Origin of the sequence: Methylobacterium sp. J-072 (genome assembly GCF_022829425.1) — a bacterium.
Classification (GTDB): domain Bacteria; phylum Pseudomonadota; class Alphaproteobacteria; order Rhizobiales; family Beijerinckiaceae; genus Methylobacterium.
In genome coordinates this window covers 25513-48829 of record NZ_JAKSYK010000184.1, presented here as the reverse complement: position 1 = coordinate 48829, position 23317 = coordinate 25513, and the positions used below count along the sequence as shown (strand labels likewise).

Genomic DNA, 23317 nt, shown 5'->3' with positions numbered 1-23317 from the left:
TACCTTGCGTTGCACAAGTCTCCCGGGGTGGATTAGAATTCTTCCTATTCTGAACCCAGAGGCCGGTTCGTCGGGTTAGCCCCAGAGGCGGACGCGTGGACCGGAGGATCGGTTGGCGCCTCCCGCTCGGCCCGGACCCGACGGAACGCCGTTCCGGCGCCGCCAGACAGGATACACCGATGATCAAACTCACCGTGAACGGGGCTGCGCGCAGCTTCGACGGCGATCCCGACATGCCGCTGCTGTGGTACCTGCGCGACGAGCTGGGCCTCACCGGCACCAAGTTCGGCTGCGGCGTGTCGCTGTGCGGCGCCTGCACGATCCATCTCGGGGGCGCCGCGACCCGCGCCTGCATCACCCCGATCTCGGCGGCGGCCGACCAGGAGGTCGTGACCATCGAGGGCCTGTCGCCCGACGGCAACCACCCGGTGCAGGTGGCTTGGCGCGACCTCAACGTCGCCCAGTGCGGCTACTGCCAGTGCGGCCAGATCATGCAGGCCGCCGCGCTGCTCAAGGACACGCCCAAGCCGTCCGAGCAGGACATCGACGACACGATGAGCGGCAACATCTGCCGCTGCGGCACCTATCCGCGCATCCGCGCGGCGATCCATCAGGCCGCCGGCCAGACGGCGCCCGCCGGCAAGGGAGAGCGCCTGTGATTCATGACGCCCAGATGATGGCCGAACTGGCCGCTCAACCGACCGCCAAGCCGGTCCTCGCCAATGTCAGCCGCCGCGGCATCCTCGGCGGCGCCGGCGCCCTGGTGCTGGCCCTGTCCCTGCGCGACGCCCGCGCCGACGAGGGCCAGACCGCCGAGCAGAAGGCGCAGAAATTCGGCGCCGACGGCATGCCGCATGGCTGGCGCGACGATCCGAAAATCTTCGTGGCGATCGCCCCGGACGGCACCGTCACGGTGACCAACCACCGCTCCGACATGGGTCAGGGCGTGCGCACCTCCGTGGCGCTCACCGTCGCCGACGAGCTGGAGGCCGATTGGCCGAAGGTGAAGGTGGTCCAGGCCTGGGGCGACGAGGCGCGCTTCGGCAACCAGGACACCGACGGCTCGCGCTCGCTGCGCCACTTCTTCCAGCATTTCCGCCATGCCGGCGCCGCCGCGCGGCTGATGCTGATCGAGGCCGCCGCCAAGCAATGGGGCGTGCCGGCCTCCGAGGTGACGGCGGCCAACCACACCCTCACGCACGCCAAGTCGAAGCGCAGCCTCGGCTACGGCGCCGTGGCGCAGGCGGCCTCCGAGCTGCCGGTGCCGACCAACGTCCCGCTGAAGGACCCGAAGGATTTCCGCTACATCGGCACCGGCAAGATCGGGCTGATCGACAATTTCGACATCACCACGGGCCGGGCCGTCTACGGCCTCGACACCAAGCTCGACGGGATGCTGTACGCGGTGGTCGCCCGTCCGGCGGTCTATGGCGGCAAGGTCGCGTCCTACGACGACACCGAGGCCAAGAAGGTCCCGGGCGTCGTCAAGATCTTCAAGATCGACGGCGGCGAGATCCCGTCCGAGTTCATGCCCTTGGGCGGTGTCGCGGTCGTCGCAAAAAATACCTGGGCGGCCCTGAAGGCGCGCGACGCCCTCAAGATTACCTGGAATGACGGCCCGAACGCCGGCTACGACACCGACGTGTTCCGCAAGGAGCTTGAGGCCGCCGCGCGCAAGCCCGGCAAGGTGGTGCGCAACCAGGGCGACGTCGACGGTGCGATGGCGAAGGCCAAGACCAAGGTCGAGGCCGAATACTTCGTGCCCCACCTCGTCCAGGCCCCGATGGAGCCCCCGGCCGCCGTGGCCCGGGTCAAGGACGGGTTCTGCGAGGCCTGGGCCTGCACGCAGGGTCCGCAGGCGGCTAACGATCGCCTGATGAAGGCGCTCAAGCTGCCCGACGACAAGGTCAAGGTGAACGTCACGCTGCTCGGCGGCGGCTTCGGGCGCAAGTCCAAGCCGGATTACGTGGTCGAGGCGGCGCTCTGCTCGCAGGCGGTGGACGGCGCGCCGGTCAAGCTCGCCTGGACCCGCGAGGACGACATCCACCACGGCTACTACCACACGATCTCGGTGGAGCACCTGGAGGCCGGCCTCGACGACAAGGGCATGCCGGTGGCCTGGCTGCACCGCTCGGTGGCACCGACGATCGGCTCGATTTTCGCGCCCGATCCGAAGCATGAGCTGCCGTTCGAGCTCGGGATGGGCCTGGTGAACACGCCGTTCAACCTGCCCAACGCCCGGATGGAGAACCCGGAAGCCGCCGCCCATGTCCGGATCGGCTGGTTCCGCTCGGTCTCGAACATCCCGCACGCCTTCGCGATCCAGTCCTTCGTGTCGGAGCTGGCGCACGCCGCCGGCCGCGACCCGAAGGACTACCTGCTCGACCTGATCGGCCCCGCCCGGAAGATCGACCCGACCTCGATCGGCGATGTCTGGAACCACGGCGAGGACCCAAAACTCTACCCGATCGATACCGGCCGCCTGCGCGGCGTGATCGAGGCCGTCGCCAAGGGCGCCGGCTGGGGACGGCAGATGCCCAAGGGCCGCGGCCTCGGCATCGCCGGCCACTACAGCTTCGTCACCTACACGGCGGTGGCCGCGGAGGTGGAGGTCGACGACAAGGGCCAGGTGAAGGTCCACGCCATCGACATCGCGGTCGATTGCGGGCCGCAGGTGAACCCGGAGCGCATCCGGTCGCAGATGGAAGGCGCCGTGGTCATGGGGATGGGGCTCGCCCTCACCTCCGAGATCACCTTCAAGCAGGGCCGGGCCGTGCAGAACAACTTCGACGGCTACGAGATCATCCGGATCGACGCCGCCCCGAAGGTGGTCCGCGTGCACCTGGTGCCGACCGGCTCCTATGACGGCCCGCTCGGCGGCGTCGGCGAACCCGGTGTGCCTCCTGTTGCGCCGGCCATCGCCAACGCGGTCTTCGCCGCCACCGGCCGGCGCGTGCGGCAATTGCCGATCCGCGACCAGCTGAGCGCCTGAACCGCACTCCCTCGCGACGCGTTGGGGGACCGGGGACCTGATCCCCGGCCCCCCGCCATGAAAGAGTTCGCTACGATGATGCGTCCCGCCGCCTTCACGGTTTCCGTCACGGTGCCCCTGGCCCTGATCCTGATGGCGGCCCCGGTCCTCGCCTCCCCCTGCTCGGACAAGATCGACGCCCTGTCGAAGCGGGTGACGTCGGAGGCGACCGCCTCGATCTCGGCCTCGACCAGCGGCCAGGGCAACGCCGCCAAGCGCGGCGGCGAGGGCATGACCGGCACCGAGGGCCAGCGCGCCAACGAATCCCCTCAGGCCCCGCCGGAAAAGTCGGCCCAGGCCGGCGAGGGTGCCGATGCCGCCCAGCAGGCGAAGGTCGCGTTGGACGAGGCGCGGACGGCCGATTCCAAGGGTGATGCCACGGCCTGCGAGGCCGGGGTCGCCCGAGCCGAAGGCCAGCTGAAGAAGGCGCCCTGAGGCGTCGGTTGCGGTACCGGGACGTCGATCACGTAGGCCCGGCGCCCTAACGTGCTAAAGCATCGTTCCGAGTTGCATCTCTCAGCGAACCCAAAGCTTCGGGATCTGTTACGTCCGGGCGATAGTCCGCACCGTCATTCCGGGGCGCCGTAGGCGAACCCGGAATCCAGAACCTCTGTCGGTGCAAAAGCTTGCCGCGTCGGCGGCTCTGGATCCCGGGCTCCGCTGCGCGGCCCCGGGATGACTAGGCGGGGCGGCTCGGATTATTCCTCCGCCCAAGGGACCAAAACCGAGCATCTGCGTCCGGCGCGGCATCGCCTCTCAGACAAGAGCCGCGAAAAGCCGTCGGGGATCGCCCAGCTCCGGCGGCGGCTTCGCTCATCTCGGAGGGGTCGATCCCCGGTCCCGGCGGCTCGGCGGCCGGGGGAAGTCGGGGCGGCAAAAACCCGCCCCGCGTAGCAGCCTCAGGCGGCCGCGGCGGCGAGCGCGTGGGGGTTGCCGTTCAGGCCGGCGCAGAGGTCGTCGATCTCAGCGAGGTCCAGAGCGTCGCCGGCCCGGCCCGCGATGGTGTCGATCAGGTGGTCCTGGCGGGGGTCGAACGGATGTCCCTGCATCCGGTAGAACTGGTAATAGCGCAGAGCCGCCAGGACGGTGTCGCGCTCGCGGTCGGTTACGGTGAAGTGCTGCATGGGTCTTTGTCTTCCCCTTGTGGCTTCAACGAACGCTCGGGCGGGCCGCGACGCCGAACCCGAGCTTGACCGTTGTAACCGGTGGGCAACTGTCCGACCAGTTCTTGACAGCTCGCGCGGATGTGATTCGCGTCATTTAAGACTCTGGTCCTGTCCCGGGGGACGTGCCTGCGAATCAAAATCTTTCGCGCAGGCAAGGGTTTGCGGCCGCCCGGCGGCTCAAAGCCCAAGATCGGCGAGAAACTGCGGCAGCGCCGTGCTGGCCGGCCCGTAGCGCGCGTCGTCGAAGGCGTCGGCGTTGTCCGAGGGCTCCAGGTTGATCTCGCAGGTGGGAATGTTGAGGGCCCGGGCCTGCCGGACATAGCCCGCCGCCGGGTAGACCGCCCCCGAGGTCCCCACCGCCACGAACAGGTCGGCGGCGGCGAGCGCGTCCTCGATCGCGTCGAGATGCATCGGCATCTCGCCGAACCAGACCACGTCCGGCCGCATGCGCCCCAGCGTCCCGCAGGCCGGGCAGGACGAGGTCCGGTTCAGGTCGTCGCGCCAGGGCGTGACCGCCCCGCAGGCGGTGCAGCGGGCCTTGAGCAGCTCGCCGTGCATGTGAACGACCGCGCGCGAACCCGCCCGCTCGTGCAGGTCGTCGACGTTCTGCGTGCACAAGAAAAGCTGTCCGCCCCGCGCGGCCAGCCGCGCCTCGGCCCGAGCCAGGGCGACATGCGCCGCGTTGGGCGCGGCCGCGACCACGCCCCGGCGGCGATGGTCGTAGAAATCGAGCACCGTGTCGGGATCGGCGGCGTAGGCTTCCGGGGTGGCGAGCCTCATCGGGTCGAACCGCGCCCAGATCCCGTCCCGGTCGCGGAAGGTGCCGAGCCCGCTCTCGGCTGAGACCCCCGCCCCGGTCAGCACGAAGATGTTTTTGGGGTCACCCATGCCGTACCCTCGTGTCGTCGGCTGAATGGCCGAAAATGTCCGCTGGTTGGCTGCGGGGTTTCTTTCGCGCGCCTAACGAGAGCGCGATCCTGCCGCTCGCTTCACCAAGCGGGAGACGCGAAATGTCCGATGTTGCGCTGCTGGTCATCGATGTCCAGGACTCCTTCCGTCACCGGCCGTTCTGGAGCGAGGCCGATGTGCCGCTCTTCACCGAACGCCTTCAGGCGCTCATCGACGGCGCGGTCGCGCGCAAGATCCCGGTGCTGCAGGTGTTCCACGTTGCGGAGACGGGTCCGTTTTCGGTCGAGTCCGGCCATGTCCGCACCCTGGAGCCCATCGTGATCGCGCCGGACGCGATCTTCCACAAGCGCAAGCACAGCGCGCTGGTCGATACCGGTCTCGCGAGGTGGCTGACGCAGCACGGCATCCGCCGGCTGATCGTGTCCGGGATCCGCACCGAGCAATGCTGCGAGACCACCGCGCGCCACGCCTCCGACAGCGGCTGGCTAGTCGATTACGTCACCGAGGCGACGCTGACCTTCGCGATGACCCACCCTGACGGCCGCCGGTTCGAGGCCGACGACATCAAGGCCCGCACCGAGCTGGTGCTGGTGGACCGCTTCGCCCGCATCGCCACGGTGGAGCAGGCTCTGGCCGGCCGGGACCTGCCGGTCGCCGCATGAGCGGGGCGGCGCGGCGCATCCCGGTCCTGGTGGTCCTGCCGCCGCGCACCCTGCTGCTGGATCTCGCCGGCCCGGTCGAGGTCCTGCGCATCGCCGGGGCGGCCCAGGACCGGGTCGCCTTCGCGGTGCGCTACGTGGCGCCGGCTTCGCGTACCCGCTGCTCGATCGGGCTGGATCTGAGCGGCACCGAACCGCTGCCGGACGCGATCGCGCCGGGCACCGTGGTGCTCCTGCCCGGATCGTCGTCCCGGGTGCTCGGCTTCGAGCCGGATCTGGACGACGCGGCCGCCGAAGCGCGGATCGTCGACTGGCTGCGCGGCGCGGTCCGGCCGGGTCACACCCTCGTCACGGTCTGCGAGGGTACGCTGCTCGCGGCCCGGGCCGGCCTGTTCGACGGCTATGCCTGCACCACCCATCACGCCAGCTGCGCCCGGCTCGCCGCCCTGGCGCCCCGGGCGCGGGTGCTGGAGAACCGGCTGTTCGTGCAGGACCGGGACCGGTTCAGCAGCGCCGGCGTGACCGCGGGCGTCGATCTGATGCTCCATCTCGTCGCCGAATGGGCCGGCCCGGCCGCGGCGCTAGCGGCGGCCCGGACCCTGGTCGTCTACATGCGCCGCGGCGCCGACGACCCGCAGCTCTCGCCCTGGTTGGAGGGCCGCAGCCACCTGCATCCGGTGGTGCATCGCGCCCAGGACGCGATCGCGGCCGAGCCGGCGCGTGACTGGTCCCCCGAGACCCTCGGCCGCCTCGCCGGGGCGAGCCCGCGCAACCTCGCCCGGCTGTTCCGGGTCCATGCCGGGATGACCGTCACCGATGCCGTGAACCGCGCCCGGATCGCGCTGGCCCGGGACTTGATCGCCCAGACCGACCTCGCCCTGGAGCAAGTCGCCGACCGCGCGGGCTTCGGCTCGGCTCGGCACATGCGCCGCGTCTGGCGCCTCTTCCACGCAGCCGCCCCGTCGAGTCTTCGCGCCAAAGTTCCGGTTTCGAAAGGTCCATGACCTTTCGCGGGTCCAGGGCAGAGCCCTGGTCTCTCGGGGGCTCAGCCCCCGAACCCCTGCCAAAGGGCTGAGCCCTTTGGGAACCCATGACTTGCGCACTCTGGACCCCGCCGGACGGCTGTGCCCTCCTCGGGTCGTCCGAATCGGCGCGGACGATGCATCCGCCCGTCCCGACAGGCGCCCGCGGGCGCGGAGGAGTGAAGCGTCATGCCCGAATACGACCTGGCGATCCGCGGCGGCACGGTGGTCACCGCGAGCGACACGGTACGGGCGGATGTCGGCGTGCGCGGCGGGCGGATCGTGGCGGTCGCCGAGGGCATCGCCGACGCTGCCCGGGTGATCGACGCCTCCGGGTTGCTGGTCCTGCCCGGCGGCATCGACAGCCATGTCCACATCGCCCAGGATCCCGGCCCCGGCATCGTCATGGCCGACGATTTCGCCAGCGCCACCCGGGCGGCGGCGGCCGGCGGCAACACCTGCGTGATGCCGTTCGCGGTCCAGCCCCGGGGCGGCTCGCTGCGCGGCGCGGTCGACGCCTATCGCGCCAAGGCCGAGGGCCAGTGCCACGTGGACGTCGCGATCCACATGATCGTCTCGGATCCGAGCGAGGCGGTGCTCGGCCAGGAGCTGCCCGCCCTGGTCGCCGACGGCTACACCTCGTTCAAGGTGTTCATGACCTACGACGACCTGGTGCTGAACGACCGCCAGCTGCTGGACGTGTTCCACGTCGCGCGGCGGCAGGGCGCCCGGGTGATGGTCCACGCCGAGGGCTACGACGCGATCCGCTATCTCAGCGACCGCCTGGAGCGGGCCGGCGAGACCAAGCCCTACGGCCACGCTTTGTCCCGGCCCGAAGTGGTCGAGCGCGAGGCGGCCCACCGGGCGATCAGCCATGCCGAGCTGATCGACCTGCCGATCGTCATCGTCCACGTCTCGGGCCGCGAGGCCACCGAGCAGATTGCGTGGGCGCAAGCGCGCGGCCTGAAGATCCGGGCCGAGACCTGCCCGCAATACCTGACGCTGACGGCCGAGCACATGAAAGGGCTCGGCCTCGACGACCCGATGGCGGGCGCGAAATACGTCTGCTCGCCGCCGCCCCGGGACGAGGCCAGCCAGGAGGCGGTCTGGTCCGGCATCCGGCGCGGAATTTTTGACGTGGTCTCCTCGGACCACTCGCCGTTCCGCTACGACGACCCGCAGGGCAAGCTGAACCCGCGCGGGAAATCCTCGTTCCGCTGGATCCCCAACGGCATCCCGGGGGTCGAGACAAGGCTGCCGGTGTTCTTCTCCGAAGGCGTTTCGAAGGGGCGGATCAGCCTCAACCAGTTCGCCGCCCTCACGGCGACGAACCACGCGAAGCTCTACGGCCTGTATCCGCGAAAAGGTTCGATCGCCCCGGGCTTCGACGCAGATTTGACGCTGTGGGATCCGAACAAGCGCGAGACCATCCGCCAGGACATCCTCCACCACGGCTCCGACTACACCCCCTGGGAGGGGTTTGCGGTCACCGGCTGGCCGGTGATGACCATCGCGGGCGGGCAGGTGATCGCCGAGGACGGCAAGGTCCTGTCCGAGCCAGGCCGCGGCCGGGTGCTCGACCGGGCGGTCGATCCGGCGGAGCGGCAGGGCGCATGAAGGCCCCTGGCCCGGCCCTTGCTCTCCCGTTTGAAGTTGTGGGCGACCAGGCCGCATCAAGGTCGCGGACATGTCCTCGGCCGGATCGGGCGCGGGTGCCCTCTCCCGTGCGGGAGAGGGACAGGGTGAGGGATGCGACGTCTCCGGATGGACCTGTTCCCTCACCCCAGCCCTCTCCCGCACGGGAGAGGGGGCACGTCGCGGGCTTCGCGCGCGAAGGTGCCTCAACCATGTGCCGCCTGTAGCCGCAGCCGGGGGAGACTCGCATGAATGTCGAGCTGATCGGCCTGACCAAGCGCTATGGCGCGGCGACCGCGGTCGATGCCATCGACCTGAAGGTGCCGTCCGGGGCCTATTGCTGCCTGCTCGGCCCCTCCGGCTGCGGCAAGACCACGACGCTGCGGATGATCGGCGGCCACGAGCGCGCCAGCGCCGGCGACGTGGTGATCGGCCCGAAGGCGGTGGGCGACGCGACGCCGGCCGAGCGCGGCACCGCCATGATGTTCCAGAGCTACGCCCTGTTCCCGCATCTCGACGCGCGGGACAACGTCGCCTTCAGCCTGCGGATGCGCGGCGTCGGCAAGGCCGAGCGCCGGGCCAAGGCGATGGCGATGCTCGATCTCGTGCAGATGGGCCACCTCGCCGGGCGCCTGCCGGCCCAGCTCTCGGGCGGGCAGCAGCAGCGGGTGGCGCTGGCCCGGGCGCTGGTCACCGGCCCGAAGGTGCTGCTGCTGGACGAGCCGCTCTCGGCCCTCGACCCGTTCCTGCGGGTGCGGATGCGGGTCGAGCTGAAGCGGATCCAGACCGAGCTCGGGCTCACCTTCATCCACGTCACCCACAGCCAGGAGGAGGCAATGGCGCTCTCCGACCTCGTGGTGGTGATGAATGCCGGCCGGATCGAGCAGGCCGCCGACCCGCGCACCGTGTTCGAGCGGCCGGCCACGGCCTTCGTGGCCCGGTTCATCGGCGGCCACAACGTGATCCGGTTGCCCGACGAGATGATCGCCGTGCGCGCCGACCGGATGCGGCTGGGCGACGAGGCCGGCCCCGGCGCGCTCGCGGCCCGGGTGGTCGCGGTCGAGTACCAGGGCACCAGCGTCCATGTCGGCCTCGACGCCGACGGGCTGGAGCGGCCGCCCGAAGCCCTGGCCGAGAGCAGTCCGGCCGCGCTGACCGTCGTGCTCAGCGATGCCGCCTTCGCGGCCCGCCCGCTCCGGCCGGGCGACACGATCCCGGTCGGCTGGGACGCGGCGGCCGCCCACCGCCTCGACGCGTAGACAGTTGGAGACGATGATGGACCTGTTCTCGAAGCCGAGCCGGCGCACGCTGCTGAAAGGGGCCGCGGCCCTGGCAACCACGCCGGTCACCGGCTTCCCGGCGGTGCACGCGGCCGAGCCCGTGACCCTGCGCTACCTCGGCACCGCGGTGAGCCAGTCCGCCGACATCGCCCGGAAGGTGAAGGAGGATCTCGGGATCACCCTTGAATACATTCCGGTGGTCACCGACGAGGTGACCAAGCGCGTGGTCACCCAGCCGAATTCCTTCGACTTGGTCGACACCGAGTATTTCAGCCTCAAGAAGATCATCCCGTCGGGCAACCTCAGCGGCCTGGACGCCAAGCGGATCAAACTCGCCGACCAGATTTCCTCGGTGTTCACCAAGGGCGAGGTGGCCGGCAAGCGGATCGGCGACCAGGGCACCGCGCCCAAGAAGGTGTTCTACCTCGAGGGCCAGGCCGCCAAGACCTTCGCGTCCGCGCCGACCGAGTGGCTGACCCTGATCCCGACCACCTACAACGCCGACACGCTGGGCATCCGGCCCGACCTGATCAAGCGGCCGGTGGAGAGCTGGAAGGATCTGCTCAACCCCGAGTTCAAGGGCAAGGCGTCGATCCTGAACATCCCGTCCATCGGCATCATGGACGCCGCCATGGTGGTGGAGGCCACCGGCGATTACACTTACGGCGACAAGGGCAACATGACGAAGCCCGAGATCGACCGCACCATCAAGGTGCTGATCGAGGCCAAGCGCGCCGGCCAGTTCCGGGCCTTCTGGCAGGACTTCAACGAATCCGTGAACCTGATGGCGTCCGGCGAGACGGTGATCCAGTCGATGTGGTCGCCCGCCGTCACCAAGGTGCGCGCCCAGGGCGTGCCGTGCGTCTACCAGCCCCTCAAGGAGGGCTACCGCGCCTGGGCCCAGGGCTTCGGCATCCCGAAGACCCTGAGCGGCCGGAAGCTCGACGCGGCCTACGAGTTCATCAACTGGTTCCTGTCCGGCTGGGCCGGCGCCTATCTCAACCGCCAGGGCTATTATTCCGCGGTGCTGGAGACCGCGCAGGCGCACATGCAGCCCTACGAATGGGCGTTCTGGATGGAGGGCAAGCCCGCCGAAAAGGACATCCTGGGCCCCGACGGCACCCTGATCGAGAAGGCCGGCGCCACCCGCGACGGCGGCTCCTTCGACCAGCGCATGGGCTCGGTCGCTTGCTGGAACGCCGTGATGGACGAGAACACCTACATGGTGCGCAAGTGGAACGAGTTCATCGCCGCGTGAGCGGGCTGGCATTTTCCCATCCCTTCCCCCTCGGTGAGGGAGGCAACTGGACTCGCGCCGTTCCGGACGCGGCGCGGGTCCCCTCTCCCGTGCGGGAGAGGGACAGGGCGAGGGATGCGACTTCTCCGGAAGACCCTGGTCCCTCACCCCAGCCCTCTCCCGCTCGGGAGAGGGGGCACGTCGCAGCCTACGCAAGCCTCGTAGTCCGCCCCAGGCAGCCGGATGCGGCGGCACCGACGAGGCCGATCCGATGAACGACCTCACCCTTCCCCGCAACGCCGAAGCCGTTGCCGCCCCGATCGCCACCGCCCCCAGGCCTCGGCGCCGCAGCCTCGCCTATCTCCAGGCGGCGCCGCTGGCCCTGGTGTTCCTGGTCTTCCTGGTGGTGCCGCTGCTGCTCACCGCCATGGTGTCGTTCTGGGAGTACAACGAGTACGCCATCACCCCGGCGCTGACCCTGCAGAACTACGCCGACCTGTTCGACGGCTGCCTCTCCGCGGACCTGTGCACCACGGTCCGCACCTATCTCTCGACCCTGAAGTTCGTCGCCCTCACCCTGGCGATCACCCTGCCGCTCGGCTTTTCCATCGCCTACTTCCTGGCCTTCCACATCCGCTCGGACACGGTGCGGATGGGCCTGTTCCTGCTCTGCACGATCCCGTTCTGGACCTCGAACGTGATCCGCATGATCTCGTGGATCCCGCTGCTGGGCCGCAACGGCCTGGTCAACGACACGCTCCGCAGCCTCGGCCTGATCAAGACCCCGATCGAGGGCCTGCTCTATTCCGACTTCGCGGTGGTGCTCGCCTTCGTGCACCTCGACACGGTGTTCATGATCGTGCCGATCTTCAACAGCCTGGCCCGCATCGACCGGTCGCTGATCGAGGCGGCGCGGGATTGCGGCGCCTCCGGGTTCCAGACCCTGTGGAACGTGGTGCTGCCGCTGGCCAAGCCCGGCATCGCCATCGGGTCGATCTTCGTGGTGACCCTGGTGATGGGCGACTTCGTCACGGTCGGCGTGATGGGCGGCCAGCAGATCGCCAGCGTCGGCAAGGTGATCCAGGTGCAGATGGCCTACCTGCAATTCCCGGCGGCTGCCGCCAACGCGGTGGTGCTGCTCGCTGCCGTGCTGCTGATGACCCTCGGGCTCACCCGGATGATCGACCTGCGCAGGGAGCTGTAGGATGGACCGGCCTCGCGGCTTCGCCTTCTACGGGCTCGGCGGGATTTTCTGCCTCTACGTCCTGTTCCTGTACGGGCCGACCCTGACGATCCTGGCCCTGAGCTTCCAGGGCCCGTCCGGCGGCCTGACCTTCCCGATGAACGGGGTCTCGACCCACTGGTTCGCCAAGCTGTGGGAGGGGGTCGGCGTCGTCGACATCTGGGCGGCGCTGCGGCGCTCGCTGATGCTCGGGCTGGTGGTGATGGTCCTCACCGTCGCCCTCGCGTTCTATGCCGGCCTCGCCTTCCGCAAGGGGTTCTGGGGGGCCGGCCTGGTCTTCGCCCTGGCGGTGTCGAGCCTGATCGTGCCCTCGATCGTGGTCTCGCTCGGGATCGGGCTGGAATTCCGGCTGCTCGATGACGCGGTCAAGGCGCTGGCCGACGCCACCGGCTGGGGATTCCTGCAGGACCACGGCACCTTCATGGGCCTCTACAGCTCGGCGCTGGGCGCGCACCTGACCTGGACGCTGCCCTTCGGCCTGCTGATCATGTTCGCGGTGTTCAACCGCTTCAGCCCCGCCTACGAGGAGGCCGCCCGCGACCTCGGCGCCACCGGCGCGCAGACCCTGCGGCACGTGGTGGTGCCGATCCTGGCGCCAGCGCTGGTCGGCGTCGCCCTGTTCGGCTTCACCCTGTCCTTCGACGAACTCGCCCGCACCAGCCAGGCGATCGGCGGCCGCAACACCCTGCCGCTTGAGCTCCAGGGCCTGACCACCACGGTGACGACGCCGGAGATCTACGCGCTCGGCACCACAACGACGGCGTTCTCCGCCCTGGTGATCGGCACGGCGCTCGGTTTGACCGTGTGGCTGCAGAAGCGCCGGGCCCGACGGGCGCTGGCGGGGCTGCGGCCGTAGAGTTTTTGAATTGAACTAGAAGCCTAGGAGCGCAGCTCGGCGAACACCTCATCGGCAGGAATCGTCGACCGAGGATCACCGAGAGTGCCGGTAACGGGCTTGCTCGTGAGCCTCGTTCACGCCGCCTCGATACCGTGCTGGTCGGCATCGAGCCTCATCGTCATTGCGAGCGCAGCGAAGCAACCCAGTCTGGCTCCACGTTCTGCGATCGCGCGCTGCCCTGGGTTGCTTCGCTGCGCTCGCAATGACGGTGTGCAACGCGTAGCCAAGTGATTCGACAATATACCGAAGCGGAGAGCCATCGCGGCACTGCGCGGACCCACCCAAACGTTGCCAATCCACCCCCAGCCGTGTATGCGCACGGCGCGCCCCCCGACACCCTTGGAGGCAGGGGCGCACCGGGAAGGTCACAGCCGTCCGCGTCGGGCGGCTTTTTCGTTTTCCGGATCCAGCCATCATTTGAAGGATCACGCCATGAGCGCAGTCAAGACGCTTGAGGCCGTGGCACGCGACCGGGTCGGCAAGGGGGCCGCCCGGGCCGTTCGTCGCCAGGGTCAAGTTCCCGCCGTCGTGTACGGAGGCGGCCAGCCGCCGCAATCCATCGCCATCGACCTCGTCCGCGCCCGCACCCTGATCTACGCCGGCGGCTTCAAGACCACGCTGTTCGAGATCAAGGCCGGCGGCAAGACCGTCCGGGCGATCCCGCGCGACTTCCAGCTCGACCCGGTCAGCGGCGTCCCGCTGCATGTCGACTTCCTGCGCGTCGTCTCCGGTCAGACCGTGACCGTCGAGGTGCCGGTGCACTTCATCAACGAGGACGCGGCCCCCGGCATCAAGAAGCTCGGCGGCACCCTCAACATCGTCGCCCACACCCTGACCCTCGACGTCGCTCCGGACCAGATCCCGGACGCGATCGAGGTCGACCTGACCGGGCGCCAGATCGGCGACGTGATCCACGTCTCCGACGTCAAGATCCCGGCCGGCACGCATACCGGTGAGCCCCACGATCCGGTCGCCAACATCGTGCCGCCGACCGTGCTGGGCGCCGAGGTCGAGGCCGAGGAGGCCGCGATCGCCGAGGCGCAGTCGGCCGAGGCCGCCGAGGAGAAGGCCGAAGAGGCGTCCGAGGACGAAGAGAAGAAGGACGGCGAGGAGGCCTGAGCCTCGTCGCATTCCGCGCATCGTCGAGAGCCCCGGCCCCGCCGGGGCTCTCTTCGTTTCAGGGGTCTCGGGGCGGAGCCCTTGAGGGGCCAGGGCTCTGCCCTGGACCCGCAAAAGGTCTCGGACCTTTTGAAACCAGGAGTGTCCTACGGATACAGCCGCGACCGGCTCCAGCCGTCGCCGGCGCGGGTGAAGCGGACCCGGTCGTGCAGGCGGTAATCGCCGTTCTGCCAGAATTCCAGCGACACCGGAGAGATGCGGAAGCCGGTCCAGTGCTCCGGCCGGGGGATCGGGCCGTCCTCGTAGCGGGACGCCAGCTCCGTCACCGTGGCCATCAGCGTGGCGCGGTCGGCAAGCGGGCGGGATTGCTGGCTGGCGATGGCGCCGAGCCGGCTCTCCCGGCGGCGGCTCTCGAAATAGGCGTCGGCCTCCTCCGGCGTCACCGGCGTCACCGGCCCCCGGGCGCGGATCTGCCGGCGCAGGCTCTTCCAGTGCAGCACCAGGGCGGCCTGCGGGTTCCGGGCCAGCTCCTCACCCTTGGCGGACTGGACGTTGGTGTAGAACACGAAGCCGTGCGCGTCGAAGCCCTTCAGCAGCACCATGCGCACGTCGGGCAGCCCGTCCGAGCCCGCGGTGGCCAGCGCCATCGCGTTCGGATCCTCGGGCTCGGCGGCCTCCGCGTCACGCATCCAGGTGGAAAACAGCGCGAACGGATCGTCGCTGAGAGTGAAGTCCCCCGCCGGGGCCTTCGGGTCATCGGTCCTTAACTGATCCACGGCAAGACTCCTGCCTGCCGCGTCCAGGGCCTGAGGGGGCCACCGACATCGGCATGTTCGGTCGAGCGGATAGCCCGTCGTGAGTCAGGTGTAATGCGGCGATGCGCGTGTAAAGAGCCAAGCCGGCGGTTGCGCGTCCCTGTGGCGATGACAGCCCTGTCGCTGGTCCTGTGCGGCTGCAGCCAGCCGCTGCTCGTCTTCCGCGGCGAGCCGGCGGCCACGCCTCCCGTGGCCGAGGAGCCCGTGGTCACCGGCAGCATCGAGAAGCGGCCGGCGAGTTTTGGCAGCGATCTCGGAGAAGAGGATTGGCGGCGCGCCCGCGCGGCGCTGGCGGTCGCCCTCGATCCGCAGGGCAACGGCCGTCCGGTGAAGTGGGACAACCCCGAGACCGGCCTGCACGGCGCGGTCAACCCGACCGGCTTGCCTTACGTGGCCGACGACCTGATCTGCCGCAACTTCCTGGCTTCGGTGATCGGCCCGGGCCGCAGCCGCTTCGTGCGCGGCACCGGCTGCAAGCCATCCGGCGGCCATTGGGTGCTCAAGAAGGTCCGGGCAGCCGGGTCAGAGCGGTCTTGAGGGGCGCGCCGGGGCACCCGATCCGGGGCCCGGCGGACGCGGACTCCCTCAGTACGGATGACCGTAATACGGCCGCATGCGCAGGCGCGGCTGGGCGGCCGGCGGCGTGGCGGCGCGGGCGGCAGCCTCCGGATCGTAGGCGCGGATATACGGGTCGAGGGCCGGATCGCGGTAATTGCCGTTGTTGACCCCGGCCGAGCGGTCGTTGCCGCTCAGCGCCGCGTAGGGCGAGAGACCGCTGCCGCTGTCACCGCCGCCACCGCCGCCGCCACCCCAGGCGAAGGCCGCGCTCGGGAGACCGATGAGCAGCATCGCGGCCAGCGGCACCATCTTGCGTGTCATGTCGTGTCTCCGCATCACATCTCACGGGCGAACCGCCAAGCCGGTCGGCGAGTTCCCGGGGGAGGCCGGGTTCGGCGCGCGGCATGATATCACGGCGCCGTAACGGTGGGTTATCGCGTCGCGTGAAAAACAGATCCCTCCGCTTCTCAACAGAATCCGATGCGAATTAACCGCTCGGAACGCTGGGCCATCGACCCGACTTGTTTGATCGTGCCACAGAGCGATAGCATTCGCGCCTCCGACAACCGTATCGATGGGTGTCGGAGGGCTTCGTCAGGGTGTGGATTCGCGGTGTGCGTCGTTACGGGATCTGGAACGCCGCACACGAGCCCGTCGCCCTGATGGAGCGGTCGATCGGAGGCGTGGACCGCCCTGTCGCCGGCAGCGGCCGCGGACCGGTCTGGCCGGAGCCCCGGACGGTCGCGGTGCCGCCGGTGGCGCGGCAGATCACGGTGCGGCTCGACCGCCGGACCCTGCGCGGCTGGCATATCCGCCTCCTCGACCAGCTCGGGCAGCGGGCGGAGCGGCGCCTGCGGGTCGAATGGGTCGCGGGCGCGCACGGCCTGCCGCCCAATGCCGAGCTGCTGTTCCGGCTGGAGGCGGCGATCCATGGCCTGCCGCGGCCGGGCCTCGCCACCGCGGCCGAGCCGGTGGCGCTCGCCGCCTACGGGACGGACAGCGCGGCGGACGAGGCCGACCTCGTCCTCGATCTCTCCGGTGCCCTCGCCGAAGCCGACACAGGCCGGCCGGTCTGGCGGCTCGACTTCGACGGACTGCCGGGCGAGGCCGGCTTGCTCGCCGCCCTGTTCGCCGGGCGTGCTCCAGTGGCGGCCCTGCGGGGTCCCGACGGCGCTCCGGTGGCGGTCGGGCGCCTCGGCGCAGAATCCCACACGGTGATGCTCGTCGCCTTCGAGGATTACCTCGCCCGGATCATCACGCTGATCACCGCCGCCCTCGACGGCGCCGCCTCGCCGCGCCTCCCGGACGGGTCCGAGGCGCCGCTGCAGCCGGGGTCGCGCTTCGACCTCGGCGGCCTCGGCGTCAGCCGGCGCGCCGCGAGCGGGCTGGCCCGGCAGATCGCCCGGCGGCTCTACGCCCTCTGCTTCCACAGCCCGCAATGGCGGGTCGGCTGGCGGCGGGTCGTCGGCCCCGACCTGATCGACCTGCGCCGCCATCCCGAGGGCGGCTGGACCGACCTGCCCGATGACGGGCGGCGCTTCTATGCCGACCCCTTCGCCATCGCGCATGGCGGGGCCGTGACCCTGTTCGTCGAGGAGTTCGATTATCGCCGCGGCAAGGGCGTGATCTCGGCCCTGGCCTTCGACGAAACCGGGCCGCGCGGTCGCCCGGAGCCGGTGCTGGAACTCGAGACCCACCTCTCCTACCCGTTCGTCTTCGAGGCGGACGGGGCGGTCTGGATGATCCCGGAATCCCACGCCTCGGGCACGATCGACCTGTATCGGGCGACCGCGTTCCCGGGGGGCTGGGTGCACGAGGCGGTGCTGGTCGATCACGTGGTCGCGGGCGACGCCACGCTGCTGCGCCACGACGGGTGCTGGTGGATGTTCGCCACGGTCCGGGCGGGCGGGGGCAGCTATTCCGACACCCTGCACCTCTGGCACGCGCCGCATTTCCGCGGCCCCTGGACGCCGCACCCGCGCAACCCGGTGCTGATCGATGTCGGCTCGGCCCGGGCGGCGGGGCCGATCGTGGCCCGCGACGGCGCCCTGATCCGCCCCGTGCAGGATTGCCGTCGGGGCTACGGCGCGGCGCTCGGCCTCGCCCGGATCCTGCGGCTCGACGCGGAGGGCTACGAGCAGCGGGTCGAGACCCGCCTCGGCCCCGGGGCGGCCTGGCCCGGCTCGCGCCTGCACATGCTGAGCGCGGCCGGCGGCTTCGAGTTCATCGACGGCTCGCGCCGGGCGCGGTCGCGGCTGCTGGGGTGATCTTGGGCGCGTGTCGGGCGGCCGAAGGCGTGTCGTGACGGCTTCGCATTGCGGGGCCAAGAAAGCATGCCAATCAGCTTGTCGCTTCTCCATAAAAAGTCCGGCCCCAAGTCGGACGAGAAGGCGTTGCGGCCCTCGCCATCAAGTCCCTTCAAGAGAGGCGGGACGGCACGTCCATGCGCTGATGCAGGACGCGGATGACATCGATCCCGGCATCCGTCTGCCGGTAGAAAATGACATGCGATCCGACCGCGTATTTGAGATAGCCGGCGCGGATCTCGACGGCGCGGCCGGCCTTCGCGCCGGTAGCGAGCTCGCCGGCCGCGTCCACGATCGCCTGATGGTAGCGATCGGCCTGGTCCGGTGACCACCGGCCGAACGTGTAGCGCCAGATCTCTTCCAGGTCGGCGCGGGCGCGGGGGGTGAACCGGGCGCGGGGGCTAGCGCCCAGACTTGGCCCGCATCTCCTGAAGGAAAGCGGGGCTGTCCAGCTCCTCCGCGGGACCGGATTCTTCCCCGGCGATAAGGGCTGCTTGAAGTGCGGCGACCTTCACCTCGTGCTCTTCGAGCAGGCGCAGGCCCGCGCGAACGACCTCACTGGCCGATCCGTAGCGCCCGTCCGTGACCTGACGATCGATGAACCCGGCGAAATGGTCCCCGAGCGAGATGGATGTGTTCTTCGCCATGGCAGCCTCCTGATACCAGAAGATACCATATTTTGGTACACGGCGCGCAGGGCGCCGAACGACCCCGCACAGACCCGAATCGCCGTCGGCTCGAAAACCCGCTTGTGCCGAACGGCACCCTCACGCATCTCGCATCGCGGCGCCTCGCGCGCTAAGCCGGAGCCCACGAACCCGAAGCCATCCGCCGAGAAGACCTGCATGGCGAGCCCCGTCGAACATGCGAGCTTCCTGCCGCCGGTCCTGACCTTTCTGGCGGCGGCGGTGATCGGCGTGCCGGTGTTCCGGCTGATCGGCCAGAGCGCGGTGCTCGGTTATCTGGTCGCCGGCGTTCTGATCGGCCCGTCCGGCCTGTCGCTGATCGCCGAGCCCGACACCGCCGCGAGCGTCGCCGAGATCGGCGTGGTGCTGCTGCTGTTCATCGTCGGGCTGGAACTGCACCTCTCCCAGCTCGTCTCGATGCGGCGGGACATCTTCGGCCTCGGCGCGGCGCAGTTGGTGGCCTGCGCCCTGGTCCTGGGCGGCGTCGGGCTGGCCGCCGGGCTCAGCCTCGGGGCCGCCTCGGTGATCGGCATCGCGCTGGCCCTGTCGGCCACCGCGGTGGCGCTGCAGCTCCTGGAGGAGCGCGGCGATCTCGGCAGCGCCTATGGCGGCCGGGCCTTCGCGGTGCTGCTGTTCCAAGACCTGTCGGTGGTCGGCATCCTGGCGCTGATGCCGCTGCTGGCGACGGCGGGCGGCGGGACCGGCGGCCCCTGGCTCGGGGCGGCGGCGATCTCCACCGGCAAGGCGGTGGCGGCGATCCTCGCCGTGGTGCTGGTCGGCCGCTACGGCCTCAACCCATTCTTCCGCCTGCTCGCGGCCAGCGGCGCCCGCGAGGTCATGACCGCGGCGGCGCTGCTCGTGGTGCTCGGCACGGCGCTGCTGATGGAGCAGGTCGGCCTGTCGATGGCGATGGGCGCGTTCCTGGCCGGCATCCTGCTCGCCGAATCGAACTTCCGCCACCAGCTAGAAGCCGAGATCGAGCCGTTCCGCGGCATGCTGCTCGGCCTGTTCTTCATGAGCGTCGGCATGTCGATCGACGGCGGCCTGGTGCGGGAGGTCTGGCCGGCCCTGTTCGGGGCGACGCTCGGGGCGATCCTGCTCAAGGTCGCGCTGGTCGCCGGCCTGTTCCGGCTGTTCGGCTCCGACACCCTCGGGGCGCTCCGCGGCGCGGCCGTGCTGGCGCCGGCCGGCGAGTTCGCCTTCGTGCTGCTGCCGCAGGCGGAGGATCTCGGGCTCACCGGCGCCACGGCGACGCGCTTCGCGGTGGCGCTGGCTGCACTCACTATGCTGATCGGCCCGATCGCCGCCAAGGGCCTCGACAAGCTGATCGAGCGCCGCACCGCCCGGGAGCAGGTCGACGTGTCGGAACCCTCCGCGGAGCTGTCCGAGAGCGGCGACGCCCGGGTGCTGGTGATCGGCTTCGGCCGGTTCGGGCAGGTGCTGACCCAGGTGCTGCTCGCCGAGGGGATCCCGGTCACCGTGATCGACAAGGACGTGGAGCAGTTGCGCGCGGCCTCGCGCTTCGGCTTCCGGATCTATTACGGCGACGGTACTCGGCTCGACGTGCTCCGCGCCGCCGGGATCGGCCGGGTCGAGCTGGTCTGCATCTGCGTCGACGACCGCGCCGGCGCGCTCAAGATCGTCGACATCGTGCACGAGGAGTTCTCGAACGTGCGCACCTTCGTGCGCGCCTACGACCGCCTGCACGCCGTCGAGCTGATGAACCGGGACGTCGATTACCAGATCCGCGAGACCGCGGAATCGGCCCTCGCCTTCGGGCGGGCGGCCCTGGAGGGGCTCGGCCTGTCGCCCGAGGTGGCCGCAGCCCGGGCCGAGGACGTGCGCAAGCGCGACATCGCCCGCCTGGTGCTGCAACAGGCCGGCGCCCTGCCGGAGGGCGCCGGCTGGATGCGCGGCGCCGCGGTGGGGTTGAAGCCCGAGCCGCTGACCGAGCCGGTCCGGCCGGCCCGCGCGCTCAGCACCGAGACCCGCGACCTGATCGGCAGCGACCGTCGCGAAGCGGCCGAGCGGGTGCTGGACAAGCCGGCCCTCGCCCCGCAGGAGCCCGACGCGGCCGAGGCCGAGAGCGAAATCGAGCCGGAGCCCGAGCTGGAATCGGAAGGCAGCACCCGGGATGCGTGACGGTCCCGATGCCTGACACCCTGCCCCCGGCCGAGGCGGGCCGGTTCGTCACCGGCTCGATCCTCCGGCACGTGGTCGTGATGGCCGCCACCGGCTCGGTGGGGCTGATGGCGATCTTCGTCGTCGACTTGCTGTCGCTGTTCTACGTCTCGAAGCTCGGCGACCCGAAGCTCACGGCGGCGGTCGGCTTCGCCGCGATCGTCCAGTTCTTCGCCACCGCGGTGAATATCGGCCTGATGATCGCGGCCGGCGCGCTGGTCGGCAAGGCCGTGGGCGCGGGCGACCGGGCTGCAGCGCGGCGGCTGTCGAGCTCGGCGCTGGGGCTGGCGAGCCTCGCCGCCGCGCTCATCGCCCTGCTGATCTTCGTCCTGTCCGAACCGCTGCTGAGCCTGATCGGCGCCAGCGGCGAGACGCTGCGCGTCGCCGCGCTGTTTCTGGACATCACCCTGCCGTCGAACCTGCTGCTCGCCGTCGGCATGCTGTTCACCGGGTTGCTGCGCGCGGTCGGCGCGGCACGCCAAGCCATGATGGTGACGCTCGCCGGCGCCATCGTCACCGCGTTCCTCGATCCGCTGCTGATCTTCGGCGCCGGCCTGGGCGTCGAGGGCGCGGCGATCGCGGTCTGCGTGGCGCGGGCGACCTTCGTGGCGGTGGGCCTGCACGGCGTGATGCAACACCAGCTGCTCCGCCTGCCGCGGGTGGCCGACATGATCGCCGATGCGCCCGTGCTGACGTCGGTCGCGGGCCCGGCGGTGCTGACCAACCTCGCCCCCTCGGTGGCGAGCGCCTTCCTGGCGCGGCTGTTTGCCGGCTACGGCGCCGACGCGGTGGCGGCCGCCGCGGTGATCGACCGCCTGACGCCGGTCGCCTTCGGGGGCCTGTTCGCCCTGTCGGGGGCGATCGGCCCGATCCTGGCGCAGAACTGGGGCGCGGGCCGGTTCGACCGGATGCGCGGCGTGCTGCGCGAGGCGGTGCGGGTGACGCTGGCCTACGTGGCCGTGGTCTGGCTGCTCCTGGCCCTCGCCCGCGAGCCCCTGGCATCCCTGTTCGGGCTGCACGGCGTGGCGCGCGACCTGTTCGGGTTCTTCTGCCTGGCCGGCGGGGCGATCTGGTTCTTCAACGGGCTCCTGTTCCTCGGCAATGCCGCCTTCAACAACCTCGGCTTCCCGATCCGCTCGACGCTGCTGAATTGGGGCCGGGCGACGCTCGGCACCGTGCCGCCCGCGATGCTCGGCGCGGCGCTCTACGGGCCGCGCGGCGTGATCGCCGGCATGGGCCTCGGCTCCCTGGTCTTCGGCATCGCCGGCCTCCTGCTCGCCCGCCGCACCGTCGACCGGCTGGAGATGCGGGGCCGCCGCCTGCGCGAGCCGGAGGGCGCCCGCGAGGCGTCGCAGCGCGCCGCGCCCCTGCCCGCCGGCCAGCCCCATCCCGGGCCGGTGAGCTGAACCGGCGGCGGTCCGCAATACCGTCCGATCGTCGGTCCGGACCGGGCTGAGCACAAGTTCCTCTCACGGGAACTGGTATTTCGCCGCGCAACCGGTCACGATGGCCCGTCCCGGCCGGTTCGATCGGGATAGGGACGAGGCGTCATGTTCAACCCGCTCGAGATGTTCCAGGCCCAGGGCGAGGCCGGGATCCAGGCGATGGCCCAGCAATTCGGCCTGACCCCCGAGCAGACCGCCCGCGCCTTCGAGGCGCTGATGCCGGCCCTGACCCTGGGGCTGCAGCGCGGCGCCGGCCTCGACCCGGGCGCCTTCGCCCGGATGTTCGGCATGCCCGAGGTCGCCCGTGCCGCCGCGCCCCAGGGCCTGGAGGCCCTGACCCAGATGTTCGGCTCGGCCCAGCTGATGCAGGCGGTGCTGCGCCAGGCCTCGGCCACCAGCGGCGTCGGCGCCCAGGTGCTGCGCCAGATGCTGCCGATGATGGCCGGCGCCGTGGTGGCGAGCATCGTCCACGTCATGCTCAACCAGCCGCAGGCCGAGCCGGCGCAGGCGCGGCCGACGGCGCCCCCGCCCCCCGTGCCGTTCCCGTTCGGCCCGGCCTGGGGCGAGATGGCCAAGGCGTTCATGCCCGGCGCCACCGCCGCCCCGGCCCCGCCGCCGAAGCCCATCCCGAAATCGCCGAGCGAGAAGGCCGGCGAGGCCGGCTCCGCGATGATCGAGCACATGATGCGCACCGGGGCCGAGGTTCAGGGCAACAACCTCCGGGCGATGCAGGAGCTGTTCGAGACCTTCTGGCCGTCGTCGGGAAAACCCGCGGATCCGGCGCCGTCGAAGCCCGATCCGGGCTCGCCAAAACCCCGGCGCGGTCGCGCGCCCGAGGGCGGGAATAGTTGAGTTAAGCGCCATGGGACCGCGTGTGGCCCTTCGCGAGAGGGCGGACGGTTTTCTCCTCACACCCTTTGCGATTGCGCGGATCTTCTCGCCGATCAGCGCAATCACGGCCGCAGGATAGACCAACCCGTCATTCCGGGGCGCCGCAGGCGAGCCCGGAATCCAGAGCCGCCAACGGTGCAAGACCTTGCTCCACCTGCGTTTCTGGATTCCGGGCTCCGCTTCGCGGCCCCGGAATGACGGGGTGAGTGCCGAGGTGTCGGCGCCACGCCCGAACC

The 23317-nt window shown here is 70.5% G+C and carries 22 protein-coding genes; 16 read left to right on the top strand and 6 right to left on the bottom strand.

What is annotated here, in order from left to right:
* Window positions 1-179 precede the first annotated feature (179 nt).
* From MKK67_RS23315 to MKK67_RS23305, 3 genes are all read left to right on the top strand, one after another.
* Window positions 180-659, top strand: coding sequence for a (2Fe-2S)-binding protein (locus MKK67_RS23315; RefSeq protein WP_092042949.1), 480 nt, complete (start codon window positions 180-182; stop codon window positions 657-659).
* Window positions 656-2992, top strand: coding sequence for a xanthine dehydrogenase family protein molybdopterin-binding subunit (locus MKK67_RS23310; protein WP_243969946.1), 2337 nt, complete (start codon window positions 656-658; stop codon window positions 2990-2992). The genes MKK67_RS23315 and MKK67_RS23310 overlap by 4 nt, the downstream gene beginning before the upstream one ends.
* 75 nt (window positions 2993-3067) lie before the next feature.
* Window positions 3068-3466 carry a hypothetical protein gene (locus MKK67_RS23305; RefSeq protein ID WP_243969943.1) on the top strand — a complete coding sequence of 133 codons (399 nt, stop codon included), beginning with the start codon at window positions 3068-3070 and terminating at the stop codon, window positions 3464-3466.
* Window positions 3467-3930: 464 nt separating this feature from the next.
* On the opposite strand, the gene MKK67_RS23300 is transcribed toward MKK67_RS23305, so the two are convergent.
* Together MKK67_RS23300 and MKK67_RS23295 are read right to left on the bottom strand one after the other, a co-directional pair.
* The gene (locus MKK67_RS23300; protein WP_147854742.1) at window positions 3931-4155 is read right to left on the bottom strand and encodes a hypothetical protein; all 225 of its coding nucleotides are present in this window, start codon (window positions 4153-4155) and stop codon (window positions 3931-3933) included.
* Window positions 4156-4374: 219 nt separating this feature from the next.
* Window positions 4375-5085 (bottom strand): Sir2 family NAD-dependent protein deacetylase, encoded by a 711-nt coding sequence (locus tag MKK67_RS23295; protein ID WP_243969941.1) that lies wholly within the window; start codon window positions 5083-5085, stop codon window positions 4375-4377.
* A gap of 122 nt (window positions 5086-5207) precedes the next feature.
* Between MKK67_RS23295 and MKK67_RS23290 the strand changes: the two genes are divergently transcribed.
* From MKK67_RS23290 to MKK67_RS23255, 8 genes are all read left to right on the top strand, one after another.
* Entirely contained in the window at window positions 5208-5768 is a 561-nt protein-coding gene (locus MKK67_RS23290) for an isochorismatase family protein (RefSeq protein ID WP_243969939.1), read from the top strand.
* Window positions 5765-6769, top strand: a complete 1005-nt coding sequence (locus MKK67_RS23285) for a GlxA family transcriptional regulator (protein WP_243969936.1) — start codon at window positions 5765-5767, stop codon at window positions 6767-6769. Before MKK67_RS23290 ends, MKK67_RS23285 begins: the two co-directional genes overlap by 4 nt.
* A 207-nt stretch (window positions 6770-6976) precedes the next feature.
* Window positions 6977-8404 (top strand): dihydropyrimidinase, encoded by a 1428-nt coding sequence (gene hydA, locus MKK67_RS23280; protein ID WP_243969934.1) that lies wholly within the window; start codon window positions 6977-6979, stop codon window positions 8402-8404.
* A gap of 266 nt (window positions 8405-8670) precedes the next feature.
* A complete protein-coding gene (locus MKK67_RS23275) occupies window positions 8671-9681 on the top strand; it encodes an ABC transporter ATP-binding protein (protein ID WP_243969932.1) in 1011 nt (336 codons plus the stop codon).
* Window positions 9682-9697: 16 nt separating this feature from the next.
* Complete coding sequence (locus tag MKK67_RS23270) at window positions 9698-10960, top strand: PotD/PotF family extracellular solute-binding protein (RefSeq protein ID WP_243970015.1); 1263 nt, start codon at window positions 9698-9700, stop codon at window positions 10958-10960.
* A 250-nt stretch (window positions 10961-11210) separates the two neighbouring features.
* Entirely contained in the window at window positions 11211-12143 is a 933-nt protein-coding gene (locus MKK67_RS23265) for an ABC transporter permease (RefSeq protein WP_243969930.1), read from the top strand.
* Between the two features lies 1 nt (window position 12144).
* Window positions 12145-13038, top strand: coding sequence for an ABC transporter permease (locus MKK67_RS23260; RefSeq protein WP_243969928.1), 894 nt, complete (start codon window positions 12145-12147; stop codon window positions 13036-13038).
* A 474-nt stretch (window positions 13039-13512) separates the two neighbouring features.
* Window positions 13513-14199 (top strand): 50S ribosomal protein L25/general stress protein Ctc, encoded by a 687-nt coding sequence (locus MKK67_RS23255; RefSeq protein WP_243969926.1) that lies wholly within the window; start codon window positions 13513-13515, stop codon window positions 14197-14199.
* A 146-nt stretch (window positions 14200-14345) separates the two neighbouring features.
* Here the strand turns inward: MKK67_RS23255 and pdxH are convergent, their stop codons facing one another.
* On the bottom strand, window positions 14346-14975 hold the full coding sequence (gene pdxH / locus MKK67_RS23250) for a pyridoxamine 5'-phosphate oxidase (RefSeq protein ID WP_243969925.1): 630 nt from the start codon (window positions 14973-14975) through the stop codon (window positions 14346-14348).
* Window positions 14976-15122: 147 nt separating this feature from the next.
* Between pdxH and MKK67_RS23245 the strand changes: the two genes are divergently transcribed.
* Window positions 15123-15551, top strand: a complete 429-nt coding sequence (locus MKK67_RS23245; RefSeq protein WP_243970013.1) for an RT0821/Lpp0805 family surface protein — start codon at window positions 15123-15125, stop codon at window positions 15549-15551.
* A 48-nt stretch (window positions 15552-15599) separates the two neighbouring features.
* On the opposite strand, the gene MKK67_RS23240 is transcribed toward MKK67_RS23245, so the two are convergent.
* Window positions 15600-15893 carry a hypothetical protein gene (locus MKK67_RS23240; protein ID WP_243969923.1) on the bottom strand — a complete coding sequence of 98 codons (294 nt, stop codon included), beginning with the start codon at window positions 15891-15893 and terminating at the stop codon, window positions 15600-15602.
* Between the two features lie 341 nt (window positions 15894-16234).
* Between MKK67_RS23240 and MKK67_RS23235 the strand changes: the two genes are divergently transcribed.
* Window positions 16235-17839 carry a formyl transferase gene (locus tag MKK67_RS23235; protein ID WP_243970011.1) on the top strand — a complete coding sequence of 535 codons (1605 nt, stop codon included), beginning with the start codon at window positions 16235-16237 and terminating at the stop codon, window positions 17837-17839.
* Window positions 17840-17990: 151 nt separating this feature from the next.
* Here MKK67_RS23235 and MKK67_RS23230 read toward each other — a convergent pair whose 3' ends face one another.
* Window positions 17991-18290 (bottom strand): type II toxin-antitoxin system RelE/ParE family toxin, encoded by a 300-nt coding sequence (locus MKK67_RS23230; protein ID WP_243970009.1) that lies wholly within the window; start codon window positions 18288-18290, stop codon window positions 17991-17993.
* A complete protein-coding gene (locus tag MKK67_RS23225) occupies window positions 18280-18525 on the bottom strand; it encodes a type II toxin-antitoxin system ParD family antitoxin (protein ID WP_243969921.1) in 246 nt (81 codons plus the stop codon). The genes MKK67_RS23230 and MKK67_RS23225 overlap by 11 nt, the downstream gene beginning before the upstream one ends.
* 198 nt (window positions 18526-18723) lie before the next feature.
* Here MKK67_RS23225 and MKK67_RS23220 point away from each other — a divergent pair, with 198 nt between their 5' ends.
* From MKK67_RS23220 to MKK67_RS23210, 3 genes are all read left to right on the top strand, one after another.
* Window positions 18724-20706, top strand: a complete 1983-nt coding sequence (locus tag MKK67_RS23220) for a monovalent cation:proton antiporter-2 (CPA2) family protein (RefSeq protein WP_243969919.1) — start codon at window positions 18724-18726, stop codon at window positions 20704-20706.
* Window positions 20707-20714: 8 nt separating this feature from the next.
* Window positions 20715-22151 carry an MATE family efflux transporter gene (locus tag MKK67_RS23215; protein WP_243969917.1) on the top strand — a complete coding sequence of 479 codons (1437 nt, stop codon included), beginning with the start codon at window positions 20715-20717 and terminating at the stop codon, window positions 22149-22151.
* Between the two features lie 144 nt (window positions 22152-22295).
* Window positions 22296-23042 (top strand): DUF937 domain-containing protein, encoded by a 747-nt coding sequence (locus MKK67_RS23210; protein ID WP_243969915.1) that lies wholly within the window; start codon window positions 22296-22298, stop codon window positions 23040-23042.
* Window positions 23043-23317: the final 275 nt, after the last annotated feature.